The sequence below is a fragment of the Pseudomonas sp. AB6 genome, from assembly GCF_034314105.1.
Taxonomy (GTDB): Bacteria; Pseudomonadota; Gammaproteobacteria; order Pseudomonadales; family Pseudomonadaceae; genus Aquipseudomonas.
Map to the genome: position 1 here is coordinate 2,981,990 of NZ_JAVIWJ010000001.1, position 13,164 is coordinate 2,995,153.

Below are 13,164 nucleotides of genomic sequence, written 5' to 3' on the forward strand. Positions count from 1 at the left end.
AGCTTGCCCACCGACGCATTTCAGATCTATGTCGCTAAGCCTCATAAAGGAGGCCTTGGGCGACTATTGTAAATATTGGCACAGTCTATGCTCTACCTCAGTGCAAGCGCAAAGAGCGCTCTCACTTAAGTAGGCACCTGCAGATGATGCATTGGCATATCGTGTGTGATTTCGATGGGACCGTCACCCGGACTGACGCGATAGATAACATCCTAGAGCTTTTCGCCGACCCGAGTTGGGAGGTCATTGAAGATGAATGGCTGTCTGGCAAGATCGGTTCTCGAGAATGCCTGAGCCGTCAGTTGGCGATGGTTAAAGCCACGCCCAATGAGCTTCTGGGATATTTCGATACCATCGGTATTGATCCGGCGTTTCCCGACTTTGTTGAATTGGTTATGGGCCTAGGCGCCACGCTGGACATCGTTAGCGACGGCATTGAGCAGGGCATCGCCCGAATTTTGTCGCGTAATAACGCGCCGCTACTGCCGATTATTGCCAACCGCTTGCGTCAGGTCGGTCCTGACAGCTGGCGCATAGAGTTTCCTTATTCCAGCGACGCTTGCCGCGCAGCATCCGGCAACTGCAAATGCAAATCCGCTCCCGATGGTAAACGCATTTTGGTGATCGGCGACGGTCAATCCGATATGTGCGTTGCTGGGACTGCTGATTTCGTATTTGCCAAAGATCGCTTGGCCGAACATTGCGAACGCAATGGCATTCCATATGCCCGCTTCGACTCCTTTGCCGATTTACCGGCCCTGCTCGATCGCTTACCTCACAGCGAACCGGTCCGCACGCACAGTCTCCCTATTGAACAGCAGGAACTCTTCCACCATGTCTGAAATCCGTATCGCAACTCCCGAAGACCAGATTCTTCTGGAAAAAGAAGCGAAGTATTGCTCCTTTGGCGACACCGTTCACTACATTGATCCACCACGCATCTTTAACCGCTGTGAGGGTTCGTATGTTTACGACACCAGCGATCAGGCCTACCTTGACCTGCAAATGTGGTACTCGGCCGTTAACTTCGGTTACGCCAACCCACGCTTGAACAATGCTCTCAAGGCACAGATCGATTCGATGCCGCAGATTGCCAGCCAATATCTGCACCGCGGAAAAATTGAGCTGTCTGAAATGATAGCTGTCGACGCCAAGAAAAAATTCGGCATGGACGGCCGCGTTCACTTCAACGTTGGTGGTTCGCAGTCCATCGAAGATTCGTTAAAAGTAGTGCGTAACGCCAGCAACGGCAAAAGCCTGATGTTTGCTTTCGAAGGCGGCTACCACGGCCGCACGCTGGGCGCTTCGTCGATCACCTCAAGCTACCGCTACCGTCGCCGTTACGGCCATTTCGGTGAGCGCGCGCAGTTCGTTCCTTTCCCGTACCATTTCCGTGGTCCGAAAGGCATGACTAAAGAAGAATATGGCAGCTATTGCGTTCAGCAGTTCGCCCGCCTGTTCGAAACTGAATACAACGGCGTTTGGGATCCTAAAACCAATCAGTGCGAATACGCAGCATTTTACGTTGAGCCTATTCAGGGCACCGGCGGCTACGTCATTCCGCCTATGAACTTCTATAAAGAACTGAAGCAAGTCCTGGATCAGCACGGCATCTTGATGGTCGTCGACGAAATCCAAATGGGTTTCTACCGCACCGGTAAGCTATGGTCCATTGAGCACTTCGACGTCAAACCAGACGTAATCGTCTTCGGTAAGGCGCTGACCAACGGCCTCAACCCGCTGGGCGGTATTTGGGCGCGTGAAGAGTTGATCAACCCAACGATCTTCCCACCTGGTTCGACCCACTCCACCTTCGCCTCCAACCCACTGGGTACAGCGGTAGGTTTGGAAATGTTCAAGATGACCTCTGAAGTCGATTACGGCGCGATGGTCATGGAAAAGGGCAAGTATTTCCTGGCTGGCCTGCAAGATCTGCAAAAACGCTACCCAATCATCGGCGACGTTGACGGCTTGGGCTTGGCACTGCGTGCAGAAATCTGTGGTCCGGATGGCTTCACCCCGGACAAAGCAACCCTGGACTTCATGGTTGATGAAGGCATGAAGGGCGACATCGAAATCGACGGTAAAAAACTTGGCCTGATTCTCGACGTTGGCGGTTACTACAAAAACGTTATTACCCTGGCTCCGTCGCTGGAAATCAGCTACGCCGAAATCGACCTGGGCATCGCCCTTCTCGACCGTCTGCTGTGGCGGGCAATGCAGCGATGATCCTGGCGCAGATGGATGTCGAGATCGATATGGGCGAAGGTGACGCCAGTTTCGTTCTCGGCACTGGCCCGGTCGCGGTGTTGTTAATCCACGGCCTGACCGGCACTCCGACGGAACTCCGTCGGGTGGCCCAAGGCTTGGCCAAGCGGGGGTACACCGTCTATGTGCCCACGCTTGCCGGGCACTGCGGCGACAACGCCGACCTGCAAGCTACTGGCTGGAAAGACTGGTACGAAAGTGCACGCAAAACGTTTGTCGGCATTCGCCAACGGCACGAACAGGTTTTTGTCGGTGGGTTGTCGATGGGCGCAGTATTGTCCATGCACATGGCGGCCGAGCATCCCGGACAAGTCGCCGGTTTATTGCTCTACTCGACCACTTTGCGCTACGACGGCTGGAACATGCCAAAAGCAGCGGTGCTGACACCGTTACTTATGGCCATTCCTTTTGGCGTGCATTTGTGCCGTTTTAACGAAACCTCGCCCTATGGCATCAAAGACGCACGTTTGCGGGCCATTGTTGAACGTCAGATGAAAGCCGGTGAAAGCAGCAATGCCGGGCTGTTGACCATGTCGGGTATTAACGTGCGCGAACTTCATCGGCTCGTGGCGGTGGTAAAGAAAGGCATGCGTTCAGTCAAAGCGCCTGCGCTGGTCTTGCATTCAATCGAAGACGACATCACCAGTCGCTGGAACGCAGATTATTGCGAGAAGCATTTAGGCGGCCCCGTCACAAAAGTGTTGCTCAATGACTGCTACCACATGATCACCGTGGATCTGCAATATCGGAAAGTAATTACATTGAGCGCAGACTTCATTGACCGCGTGATAGAACAATTACCTGCTGAACCGATCCCTATGAACAATCAGCGACAAATAGCCTGAATTTTCCATGCTTATTGCCCCTGTGTTTTTCAGTTTCCCGGGCAGTCATTACGATGACTGCTTAGCAGGCACGCTGAAGGATTGGGAAACCGATGGCAACGCTCGCCGTTCTTCGCAACGATCACACTCTGGCATGACTGCTCCGACAAGCGAACGTTGATGATCAATAACCAATGACCGAAGAATTCCGCTCCCCCCAGCAACCTTTTTCCCTGTCGCGTTGGAGCTGGCAGCGCAAGCTGGTATTGGCATTCTGGCTGGTCAGCGTGATTCCAACCATGATCGCGGCAGAACTCGCAGCGACCACTCTGTCACAGATTTTCGAGGGTAACTTTCGGGTTTGGCTGCAAGAATCAACCAGGATCGTCCAGGACGAAATCCGCGAAATCCAGCGCGGCAACGCCAGGGTCTCGCAATTGTTTCTGCAAAATACCCGCCCCTCCGCACCTTCGTCACCTCGGCACAACAAATTAACCTCCGACCTCGCCAGTGCCATGGGCATCGACGTGGTCGCCTTGATTCGCATCAAAGATCATAAAGTGGTGTTTTCCACTGTTTCCGACAATATCATCGACCAAATCAGCCTCTCCCCCAACGCAGTGCTACAAACTATCCACAACGGCAGCGTATTTACCGGAGTGGTGGTCTCCACTTATCAGTCCACTCAGGACGGCGTCGATTATGAGTTGCTGATAGGGACTTATCTAGACAGCAGTTTTCTTACCAGTGTGGCCGATGTGCACTCCCTCGACCTGCGCTTGTACATGAACGACGCTGGTGGTTTCAGCGAGATCTTCTCGACCCAGCGCTTCATGAATCACCCGGCCGTTGTGCCCCGCCGAATCGAACAGATCCTACGTGACACCAAAGAGCCAAGCGAACAATCCACCAGCGCCTACTCCGGTCTGTATACGCCTATATTCAATGACAATGGTGAGCTGCAAGGCATCGTTTTCAGTGGTTTGCTGCGACATACGTCGCTGGTAGGGCTAGTCAACCAGACCAACCTGTTCTTGGCGATATTGCTACTGGGGTCGCTGCTATCCCTTAGCGTCGGCTGGTTAATATCCAGGCGCCTGACAGGGCCGCTGCGCCAATTATCCGAAGGCGTTAGAGCGGTCACGGCCGGTGATTACCGGCAGCGGGTGGAAGTAGTAGGCAGTGACGAAATCGCCGAGCTAAGCGCAACCTTCAACCACATGACGGAACGTCTGAAAGAGCTTCAACATCTTGAAGCCCAGCTGCGCCGTCGTGACCGGCTGCATGCATTGGGCGAAGTGGCAATGGGCTTGGCACATGAAATCCGTAACCCGCTGGGGATAATCAAAACAGCCACCCAGTTACTGCACCGTCGCGCGCTGTTGCCGGAAACGGATATGCGCCACCTGGAATACGTAATTTCGGAAGTCACCCGTATCAACGACCTGATTACCGAATTTCTTGATTTCGCCAAACCTAGCGCTCCATTGCGCTCCACCCAGCTGGCCAAGCCGCTGATGGAGGATCTGCTAGGGTTCTGTGCACCGGAGTTGTCGACTCATCAGGTCGACGCTGAAATTATTGAGCACGACCCTCACTCAATGATTTATGCCGACTCCCGCCAGTTGACTCAAGCATGTCTAAATCTGATCCTCAACGCGATTGATGCCATGCCAGGCGGCGGAACCCTCACGATTGATATCTCCTCCGACCAGGAAACTACAATCATCAGTATTTCCGACAGCGGTCAAGGCGTTGAACCCGACATGATTGAACGCATTTTCAATCCTTTCGTCACCACCAAGGCATCTGGTACTGGCTTGGGCTTGGCAAAGGTTTACTCGATCATGGAGAACCATGACGGTCGAGTAGAATGCGTCAGTAGCGTGGGAGCCGGTGCAACATTCAATCTTTACTTGCCTGCCCATGACAGAGGCCTGACATGAGTCATAACGTGTTGGTGGTCGACGATGAGCCTAAGCTCTGCGATTTGTTAGCTTCAGCCTTGAGCCAAGGCGAGATTCAAGTATTCACCGCTGGCAATGGCTTGCATGCCCTGGCGGTACTCGAACGCGAAGCAATCGATCTGGTGATCAGCGATTGGCGAATGCCTGGCATGGACGGCCCGCAGTTATTGGCTGAAATCAAAGTTCGCTATCCAGACTTGCCGGTTATCGTCATGACCGCCTACAGCACGGTAAAAAATGCCGTGCAGTCGATGCGTAACGGGGCTTTTGATTACATCAGTAAACCGTTCGATATCGACGAACTGGATATCACCGTCAATAAAGCGCTGCAATTTCGCGACATCCTGCGTGACAACGCGCGCCTGCGTGCCGAATTGGATCAACACCAGCAAATCGACAGTTTAGTGGGCGAGAGCCCGGCCTTTCGTCTCGTACTGCAAGCGGTGGACTCGGTCCGCGACAGCAACGCCACGATTCTGCTGACCGGTGAAAGTGGCACCGGTAAAGAGATGGTTGCCCGAGCGATTCACAAGCACGGCAACCGTGTCGGCAAACCTTTTGTTGCGGTCAACTGTGCAGCAATACCCGAAGGCCTGCTCGAAAGCGAAATGTTCGGCCATCGCAAAGGAGCTTTTACTGGCGCCGTAGCTGATCGCGTCGGGCGTTTTATGCAAGCGGACAAGGGCACGTTATTTTTGGATGAGGTGGGTGACATGCCCCTCGCGCTGCAAGCAAAGATTTTGCGCGCATTGCAAGAACGCGTGATTGAGCCAGTGGGCGACTCTCGCGAACGCAAGGTGGATGTTCGGGTGATTGCCGCCACCAACAAGAATTTGCTGGAAGCGGTGGCGAATAAAGAATTTCGCGAAGACCTTTATTACCGTCTGAATGTATTCCCGATTCCGCTACCAGCCTTGCGTGAACGACCGGAAGACATCGCTCCGCTGGCGCTACATTTCGCCCATGTGCTAGGCGCAACCGCAGGCAAACGTATTACTGGATTTAGCGCCGAAGCTTTGCAGGCCATGGCCAATTACCCATGGCCTGGCAATATTCGGGAGTTACAGAATTGTGTTGAACGCGCCACTATCGTTGCGTCCAGCAATACCATCGAAGAAAGCGATCTGCCAGCCTACCTGTTTGGCTCACGTCCCATCGACAACGGCATCAGCCAATTCCCGGCGGACGGTGTAGGCATCCCCGAGGACTTGGAGGCGGCTTTAGCCAACGTTGAAAAATCCTACATCCTCGCCGCGCTTCAAGAAACCAATGGCGTTCAGGCCGCCGCCGCGCAACTGATCGGCATATCTGAACGCAGCTTATGGTATCGACTGAAAAAGCTTGAGATTCATGTAGACAAAATTGTTCGATAAATGAGCCGCCGTACGAGCGCGCAGGTTTATTCGGTCGTTACAGACTCGCTAATGACCTGCCCAATAGCGCTGGCAAATGCTTCTACTGGCTGCCCGCCCGACACCGCATAACGATCATTGAAGACGATGGTTGGCACTGAGCTAATACCGCGCGAAATCCATAGTTGCTCGATTTCACGCACTTGCGCGCTGTATTGATCGGTAGTCAAAATCGACTCGGCCCGCTGACGATCTAGCCCAACCTGCTCAGCCACATTTGCCAATACCTGATGATTCGAAGGGTCGGCGTGGTCAGTGAAATATGCCGTGAACAAGGCTTCTTTAAGCGCTTGCTGCTTGCCTTCCAACCCTGCCCAATGCAACAGACGGTGTGCGTCGAAGGTGTTGTAGATGCGTCGGTCGCCTTGGGAAAACGTGAAACCCAACTCAGCGCCACGCTGACGAATCATTTCGCGATTCTGCTTTGATTGTTCTGGCGTAGAGCCATATTTCTCAAAGATGTGCTCGTTAAGGTCTTGGCCTTCAGCGGGCATTTTCGGATTAAGCTCGAACGGTTGGAAATGGATCTCGGCCTTGACCTCATCACCCAAGTCCGCCAATGCCTGATTCAGCGCCCGCAAGCCAACAACACACCAGGGGCAAGAGACATCGGAAACGAAATCGATTTTCAGCGTAGTGCTCATGGAACCCTCGCTCACGCTTGGCAGTGACAAAGTGAGCACTTTACACCCTCGTAGCCGCCCCTTCATCAGAACTACAACTGCGCGATGTGGCTGCCATCCAGCCGATGGGCTTTCAAATAGGGTAAAACTGCTCCTAGCAACGGGGCCTTGAAAGCTTCTTGAAAACGATGGGCCAAGCCGGGAATCAGGCGCAGCTGGCTACCTTGGATATGGGCAGCAACGTGGATGCCGTGCATCACTGGCAGTAATGGATCGGCGGTGCCATGCACCACTAGCGTCGGCACTCGCAATCGGTCTAGCAGTTCGACGCGACTTGGCTCCGCTAGTATGGCCAGAATCTGCCGCTTTACGCCGTCAGGGTTAAACGCTCGATCGTAGGATACTGCCGCCTGTTGCAGCAGCATCTTGCGATCATCCACCACCTGCGGACTGCCTAATGCGGCCAGCAGATCTGCTTGCTGTTCGATGGCTACTTCACGGCTGGGCGCGCTGCGACGACTGAGTAATTGCAGCAATGCCGGGGCAGGCATAGGTAAGCCGGGGGCGCCGGAACTCGTCATGATCAGGGTCAAGCTTTCGACGCGATCAGGCGCGATATCAGCCAGATGCTGAGCAATCATGCCGCCCATACTCGCCCCAAGCACATGGAATTGATGGACGTGCAACGCGTCCATCAACCCCAAAGTGTCATTGGCCATGTCCGTCAATGAATAAGGCGCCGAAACCGTTAGGCCTAGTTTGTAGCGCAGCACCTCAAAGGTCAGGTTCGGGCTGGCAGGCACTTGCGCCCATGTCGATAAGCCTACATCGCGGTTGTCGTAGCGAATCACCCGAAAACCTTGTTGGCAGAGCGCAACCACTACCTCATCCGGCCAATGAATCAACTGGCCACCCAAGCCCATGACCAACACCAAAGCAGGATCGGAATCGCGCCCGATGCTTTGGTAAGCCAAGTGAACCTCTTTAAGGTCGGCCATTTGAGTAGGGACGTTTACGTCACACCGAGACGCCGCAAAAGTCGGCAGGCCGCACAACAGCGCGACCAAAAAAATTAACACCCGCATGAAAACACCAAGCCACAAATCCCCAATAGCTGATCAGTGTGAGGATATTTTCAAAAGCGCGCTGCCACAGTTACGTGACAATTTGATGAAGGAAGCTGAGTGGTAGATTTAGCAACCGGCCCTGCTCGCGAATGGCAACGCAAAAAACTCAACAAACAGCGAACAGTGCTACATGTCAGGCTCCAAATGGCGACCATCGAGCTAGGATTTAAGGTTTATGGATAACTGCCACGGACGACGCGACTTTCAGCCAGGGCCGCCTGCACGGCGGCCACTTTCGGATGATTTAACGCAGCCTTAAGCGCTGCAATTTCCTTGCACTTTTGTACGGCAAACGCTAGCCAGCTTTTTAACTCGGCATCCACCTGACCTTCGCGCTGAAGATTCGCCGAGCCGTGCAGCAACGAGCATGAACTGGCTACCCACAGGTTTTCGCCAAACCGCTGTTGCGCTTTCTGCAGTTGCTTCAATGCTTCATCCAAATCACAGCGCCAAACGTCGCGTCCATTGACAACACTCAGCGACAGCACTTTATAGGGCGGCACACGACTGAGCACATTGGAAAGCTGTTCTGGCGCACTAATCAGGTCGACGTGCAGACCGTCAACCGGAAGCGAGGCCGCTAGCCCGAGGTTGCTTTCCAGGCCGCCAGAGTATGTCGCTACCAGCTTTTTCAACGGCGAAAATTGCAGGATGTGATAAGCACGCTCAAAAGCGTTTTTCCATTCCTGCGGCAGATCAAGGGTCAGAATCGGTTCGTCAATCTGTACCCATTCCACGCCCTTCGCCGCCAAACGACCGAGAATTTCGCCGTACACCGGCAGTAACCGCTCCAGCAGATCGAGCCGGTCGAAACTGTTACCTTCGGCTTTGCCCAACCACAGGTAAGTCAGTGGGCCAATCACTACCGGTTTGACGGTATGGCCGAGGGTTTTGGCTTCTTCGACCTCTTCGAACAGCTGTTCCCAGCTCAGTTGGAAACGCTGGTCTTCAGTAAATTCTGGCACCAGATAGTGGCCAGTGGTATCGAACCATTGGGTCAACTCATGGACGTACTGCGCTTCGTTTTGAGCATGATTATCGCAGCTGCCTTCACTAGCATCACTGGCCATGGCAAACAGGGTATCAAGGGTGGGCAGGCCCCTGTAGTCAGTGGTTGAGGCGAAGCGTTGCGCAATGACACCGAACGTAAGCGAGTGGGTAAGTACTCGATCGTGCCAGGCAAAATCCCCTACCGGTAGTAGATCGATACCAGCGTCTCTCTGCACCTGCCAGTGCGTAGCACGCAGCTTGCGGCCGGTCTTGCGTAGCCCCGCCTCGTCGAGATCGCCTTTGCAAAAAGCGTCCAACGCTTTTTTTAACTCACGATCACCACTATTGCGCGGAAATCCTAGGGTATGGGCCACGGCCATATCAATGTCCTCCATAAAAGATGACGCTATTGTCGACAGCCCAAGCAACATGAGACAAACTCATTGTATTCGCGTTGATGACAAAATAATTTCATGGAGCATTTCGTGCTAGAAATTCGCCATCTAAAGACCCTTCAGGCCTTGCGCGAGGCTGACAGCTTGGTGGAAGCCGCCGAGCGCTTGCACCTGACACAATCGGCCTTGTCCCATCAGTTCAAAGAACTTGAAGAGCGTGTCGGCTTGTCGTTGTTTGCGCGTAAGACCAAACCGGTGCGCTTTACCAGCGCCGGGCTTCGTCTCCTACAATTGGCTGATTCGATGCTGCCGCAATTGCGCAGTGCCGAGCGTGATATTGCACGACTGGCTGGCGGCACTGCGGGACGCCTGCACATGGCCATCGAATGCCACAGCTGCTTTCAGTGGCTGATGCCGACCATCGACCAGTTTCGCGATGCCTGGCCAGAGGTCGAGCTGGACCTTGCGTCAGGCTTTGCTTTCGCTCCGCTTCCTGCCTTGGCCCGTGGCGACCTGGATTTAGTGGTGACGTCCGATCCGCTGGAGCTGGTGGGCATCACTTACGTGCCGCTGTTCACCTACGAAGCCATGCTCGCGGTCGCCAACCAACACCTGTTGGCTAACAAGCCTTACGTGATCCCGGAAGACTTGCTCAAGGAGACCTTGATTACCTACCCGGTAGAGCGTGACCGGCTGGACATTTTCACCCGATTCCTGGAGCCCGCCGACGTTGAACCGGCGCACGTGCGCACCTCGGAACTGACCGTGATGATGATGCAGTTAGTTGCCAGCGGACGCGGGGTTTGTGGCATGCCCCATTGGGCGCTGCATGAATACAGCTCGCGCGGCTACGTGAAGGCCAAGCGACTTGGGGAAAAAGGCTTATTTGCAACGCTGTACGCAGGCATCCGCGCCGACATGCTCGATGCGCCGTACATGCGCGATTTTCTGCTGACCGCGAAAGACACGTCTTTTTCGACGCTCAATGGGGTAAGTGCGGTTAGGTAGAAGGCAGACTCTCTTTGGGAGAGCCCGCCCTGTCTCCGACGCCGCGCTGTTGCGCAGCAAACACCAGACAATAAGAGCGGGTTTGCTCGCGATCGGCTGCGAAGCAGACGTAAAATCAGCAACTCAGTTTTGCAGTTGGAACCGAGTCGGCCTGTTGGGACCGCTTCGAGCTCCGTCGAGCAAGCCCGCTCTTACCATTTCAATATCTACCATTCAAGCGGTTATGCGTTGTTTGGTAAGAGCTCCCACCGTAGTTTTGATAGGAGCCAGAGGACTGATCAGCTTTCCTGAAAATCCATCTCAGGTGGTTGGCGACGGAAGCCGCCGGTCAGCCATGCCAGGTAAACCAAGCCTACTGCCAACCAGCTCAGGCCGAGAATGATTGCCAGTTTGTCGAGGCTGATCATCAGCCACAGGTCTGCAACCAAGCCAATCAGCGGAAACACCAGGAACAGCACCAGCTCACGAAGTCCGCGTTGTTTGCCGCCGATCCAGTAGTGAAAGATCACCGACAAGTTCACCAGACTGAACGCCAGAAACGCGCCGAAGTTGATGAACGAGGTGGACGTGGTGACGTCCAGTTTCAACGCCAGCAGCGCTACGACACCGCAGAGCAGAATGCTGTTAATCGGGGTACCGAAGCGTTCGCTCAGACGACCAAAGAATGAATTCGACAACACACCATCACGGCCCATGGCGTACAGCAGACGTGAGCCGCTGGCCTGTGCCGCCAGCCCCGAGGCGAACTGGCCGACGATCAAACCAATCAAGAAGATTGAGACAAACAGGTCGCCGCCAATGTTTTTGGCAATTTCATACGCGGCAGAATCAGCGTTATCAAACACGAACGACGGATGCGCCAACTGCACGAAATAAGACACGCCGACGAAGATCACGCCGCCAATCAGCGTAATCAACATGATTGCCCGTGGAATGGTACGCACCGGGTCTTTGGTTTCTTCGGTCAAGGTGCTGACCGCATCAAAGCCGAGGAATGAATAGCAGGCAATCGCCGCGCCACTCATGATCAGCGGCATCTGCATATCGCCACTGAAGAACGGCGAGAGGGTCCACAACGGCTTGCTGGCATCGCCACCAATGTAGTGAATACTCAGCGCAACAAAAGCGATCAGCACCAGAAACTGCACCAGCATCAGCGCGGCGTTAATGGTGTTGGCCAGTTTCAGGCCGACGATGTTGATCAGGGTGGTGATCACGATAAACGCCAATACCCAAACTGGCTGAGGGATCGCAGGAAAAGCCGAGCCCAGGTACGCCGCGCCGATCAGCCAAATGGCCATAGGCAGGAACAGGTAATCAAGCAATACCGCCCAACCGGCAATGAAGCCAAGTTTCGGGCTGATGGCCTTGCGCACATAGCTATAAGCCGAGCCCGCAACCGGGTAGGCCGCGGCCATGCGTCCATAACTTAGTGCGGTGAAGATCATCGCAACCAGTGCCGCCAGGTAAGCTGCTGGCACCATGCCATTGGTAGACTGGGCGAGAATACCAAACGTGCCAAGCACGATAATCGGTGTCATATAAGCGATGCCAAACAGCACCACCGACCCTAGTGAAAGGGTACGTTGCAAACGAGCCATGAGCGATTACTCCGGGATTATTAGTTTTATGGCAGGAGAAAAGTTCGGAAAAAACACAATCGTTTTTTGTTATAAAAATCGGTGTAACCAGCGCTCAGAAAACCTCGCCGTTCCAGGTCTATATCAAGCAATCAACAGCTCACGCCGACCGTCAGCGTGCTCAATCACTTCGCCTGGCAAATGCAGGCGCAGGTCAGTCAAATAGCGGTAATCACTGCGGGCCGCGGTCAGTTGGGCCAGATCCAGCTCGACGCTGAACTGGCACTCTTCGCGCCCTGCTTCGTGCAACAACGTGCCAAACGGATCGACCACGGCGCTGCCCCCCGCGAATCGCAGACCCCCATCGCCCTCGCCCACCCGGTTAACCATCAGCGCGAACGCCTGGTTTTCTTGAGCGCGAGCCATGATCGCGGTGTGATGCGTCGGGCCGTAAGGGTCCATGTTGCCGTTGGTGACAATGATCAGGTCCGCTCCCAAGAGCGCAACCGCGCGGGCGGTTTCCGGGAATTCGATGTCGTAGCAAATCAACAGGCCGACGCGTAGGCCGTTCCACTCACAGGTAGCAAAGCGGTCGCCAGGGCTGAACACCCCACGGTCAGAAGCCCACAAGTGAGTTTTGCGATAGCGCAGGGCAATGCCGTATCGGGTGATTAACAACGTGGTGTTGTAGTACCGACCGTTGTCGTTCTCGGCAACGCCGATGACGACGGCAATATCATGCGCTTTGGCCGCCAGCTGCACTGCTTGCACGGTGGGGCCGTCCAGCGGTTCAGCCACCTCGGCTACCGTATGCGCCGAAGGAAAGCCCATCAGGTGGGTTTCCGGGAAAACAATCAGCTGGGTGTCACTGGCGCACGCGGCAATGGCCGCCAACGCACGCTGCAGGTTGTACGCGGTGCCGTTATCCTGGCCTGCCAGTTGGGCAAGTTCGACCTTCATGGGTTCTCCT

At 54.6% G+C, this 13,164-nt stretch carries 10 protein-coding genes and 1 pseudogene; 6 read left to right on the forward strand and 5 right to left on the reverse strand.

Features of this window, described 5'->3' with window-relative positions; translation table 11 throughout:
* Nucleotides 1–143 precede the first annotated feature (143 nt).
* The 5 genes from RGW60_RS14095 (at nucleotide 144) to RGW60_RS14115 (ending at nucleotide 6,432) form a co-directional block, all read left to right on the forward strand.
* Nucleotides 144–842: a haloacid dehalogenase-like hydrolase gene (locus tag RGW60_RS14095; RefSeq protein WP_322205179.1), complete on the forward strand. Its 699-nt coding sequence runs from the start codon at nucleotides 144–146 to the stop codon at nucleotides 840–842.
* Nucleotides 835–2,229 (forward strand): aspartate aminotransferase family protein, encoded by a 1,395-nt coding sequence (locus RGW60_RS14100; RefSeq protein ID WP_322205180.1) that lies wholly within the window; start codon nucleotides 835–837, stop codon nucleotides 2,227–2,229. Before RGW60_RS14095 ends, RGW60_RS14100 begins: the two co-directional genes overlap by 8 nt.
* A gap of 29 nt (nucleotides 2,230–2,258) precedes the next feature.
* Entirely contained in the window at nucleotides 2,259–3,113 is an 855-nt protein-coding gene (locus tag RGW60_RS14105) for an alpha/beta hydrolase (RefSeq protein WP_322206918.1), read from the forward strand.
* A 173-nt stretch (nucleotides 3,114–3,286) separates the two neighbouring features.
* Nucleotides 3,287–5,038 carry a sensor histidine kinase gene (locus tag RGW60_RS14110; protein ID WP_322205181.1) on the forward strand — a complete coding sequence of 584 codons (1,752 nt, stop codon included), beginning with the start codon at nucleotides 3,287–3,289 and terminating at the stop codon, nucleotides 5,036–5,038.
* Nucleotides 5,035–6,432, forward strand: a complete 1,398-nt coding sequence (locus RGW60_RS14115) for a sigma-54 dependent transcriptional regulator (protein ID WP_322205182.1) — start codon at nucleotides 5,035–5,037, stop codon at nucleotides 6,430–6,432. The genes RGW60_RS14110 and RGW60_RS14115 overlap by 4 nt, the downstream gene beginning before the upstream one ends.
* A gap of 26 nt (nucleotides 6,433–6,458) precedes the next feature.
* On the opposite strand, the gene RGW60_RS14120 is transcribed toward RGW60_RS14115, so the two are convergent.
* From RGW60_RS14120 to RGW60_RS14130, 3 genes and pseudogenes are all read right to left on the reverse strand, one after another.
* Complete coding sequence (locus RGW60_RS14120) at nucleotides 6,459–7,115, reverse strand: DsbA family oxidoreductase (protein ID WP_322205183.1); 657 nt, start codon at nucleotides 7,113–7,115, stop codon at nucleotides 6,459–6,461.
* 71 nt (nucleotides 7,116–7,186) lie between these two features.
* Complete coding sequence (locus RGW60_RS14125; protein ID WP_322205184.1) at nucleotides 7,187–8,179, reverse strand: alpha/beta hydrolase; 993 nt, start codon at nucleotides 8,177–8,179, stop codon at nucleotides 7,187–7,189.
* Between the two features lie 224 nt (nucleotides 8,180–8,403).
* A pseudogene (locus RGW60_RS14130) lies at nucleotides 8,404–9,591 on the reverse strand (5-methyltetrahydropteroyltriglutamate--homocysteine S-methyltransferase); the annotation flags it as partial.
* A 105-nt stretch (nucleotides 9,592–9,696) separates the two neighbouring features.
* Here RGW60_RS14130 and metR point away from each other — a divergent pair.
* Nucleotides 9,697–10,614 (forward strand): transcriptional regulator MetR, encoded by a 918-nt coding sequence (gene metR, locus RGW60_RS14135; protein WP_322205185.1) that lies wholly within the window; start codon nucleotides 9,697–9,699, stop codon nucleotides 10,612–10,614.
* Nucleotides 10,615–10,892: 278 nt separating this feature from the next.
* Here the strand turns inward: metR and RGW60_RS14140 are convergent, their stop codons facing one another.
* Together RGW60_RS14140 and RGW60_RS14145 are read right to left on the reverse strand one after the other, a co-directional pair.
* Nucleotides 10,893–12,215 (reverse strand): APC family permease, encoded by a 1,323-nt coding sequence (locus tag RGW60_RS14140; RefSeq protein WP_322205186.1) that lies wholly within the window; start codon nucleotides 12,213–12,215, stop codon nucleotides 10,893–10,895.
* Between the two features lie 123 nt (nucleotides 12,216–12,338).
* A complete protein-coding gene (locus tag RGW60_RS14145) occupies nucleotides 12,339–13,154 on the reverse strand; it encodes a carbon-nitrogen hydrolase family protein (RefSeq protein WP_322205187.1) in 816 nt (271 codons plus the stop codon).
* Nucleotides 13,155–13,164 lie beyond the last annotated feature (10 nt).

Excerpts from the sequence above, each read along its gene's own strand:
- RGW60_RS14095 (WP_322205179.1), top strand. The coding sequence starts at position 144 with ATGATGCATTGGCATATCGTGTGTGATTTCGATGGGACCGTCACCCGG.
- RGW60_RS14100 (WP_322205180.1), top strand. The coding sequence starts at position 835 with ATGTCTGAAATCCGTATCGCAACTCCCGAAGACCAGATTCTTCTGGAA.
- RGW60_RS14105 (WP_322206918.1), top strand. The coding sequence starts at position 2,259 with ATGGGCGAAGGTGACGCCAGTTTCGTTCTCGGCACTGGCCCGGTCGCG.
- RGW60_RS14110 (WP_322205181.1), top strand. The coding sequence starts at position 3,287 with ATGACCGAAGAATTCCGCTCCCCCCAGCAACCTTTTTCCCTGTCGCGT.
- RGW60_RS14115 (WP_322205182.1), top strand. The coding sequence starts at position 5,035 with ATGAGTCATAACGTGTTGGTGGTCGACGATGAGCCTAAGCTCTGCGAT.
- RGW60_RS14120 (WP_322205183.1), bottom strand. The coding sequence starts at position 7,115 with ATGAGCACTACGCTGAAAATCGATTTCGTTTCCGATGTCTCTTGCCCC.
- RGW60_RS14125 (WP_322205184.1), bottom strand. The coding sequence starts at position 8,179 with ATGCGGGTGTTAATTTTTTTGGTCGCGCTGTTGTGCGGCCTGCCGACT.
- RGW60_RS14140 (WP_322205186.1), bottom strand. The coding sequence starts at position 12,215 with ATGGCTCGTTTGCAACGTACCCTTTCACTAGGGTCGGTGGTGCTGTTT.
- RGW60_RS14145 (WP_322205187.1), bottom strand. The coding sequence starts at position 13,154 with ATGAAGGTCGAACTTGCCCAACTGGCAGGCCAGGATAACGGCACCGCG.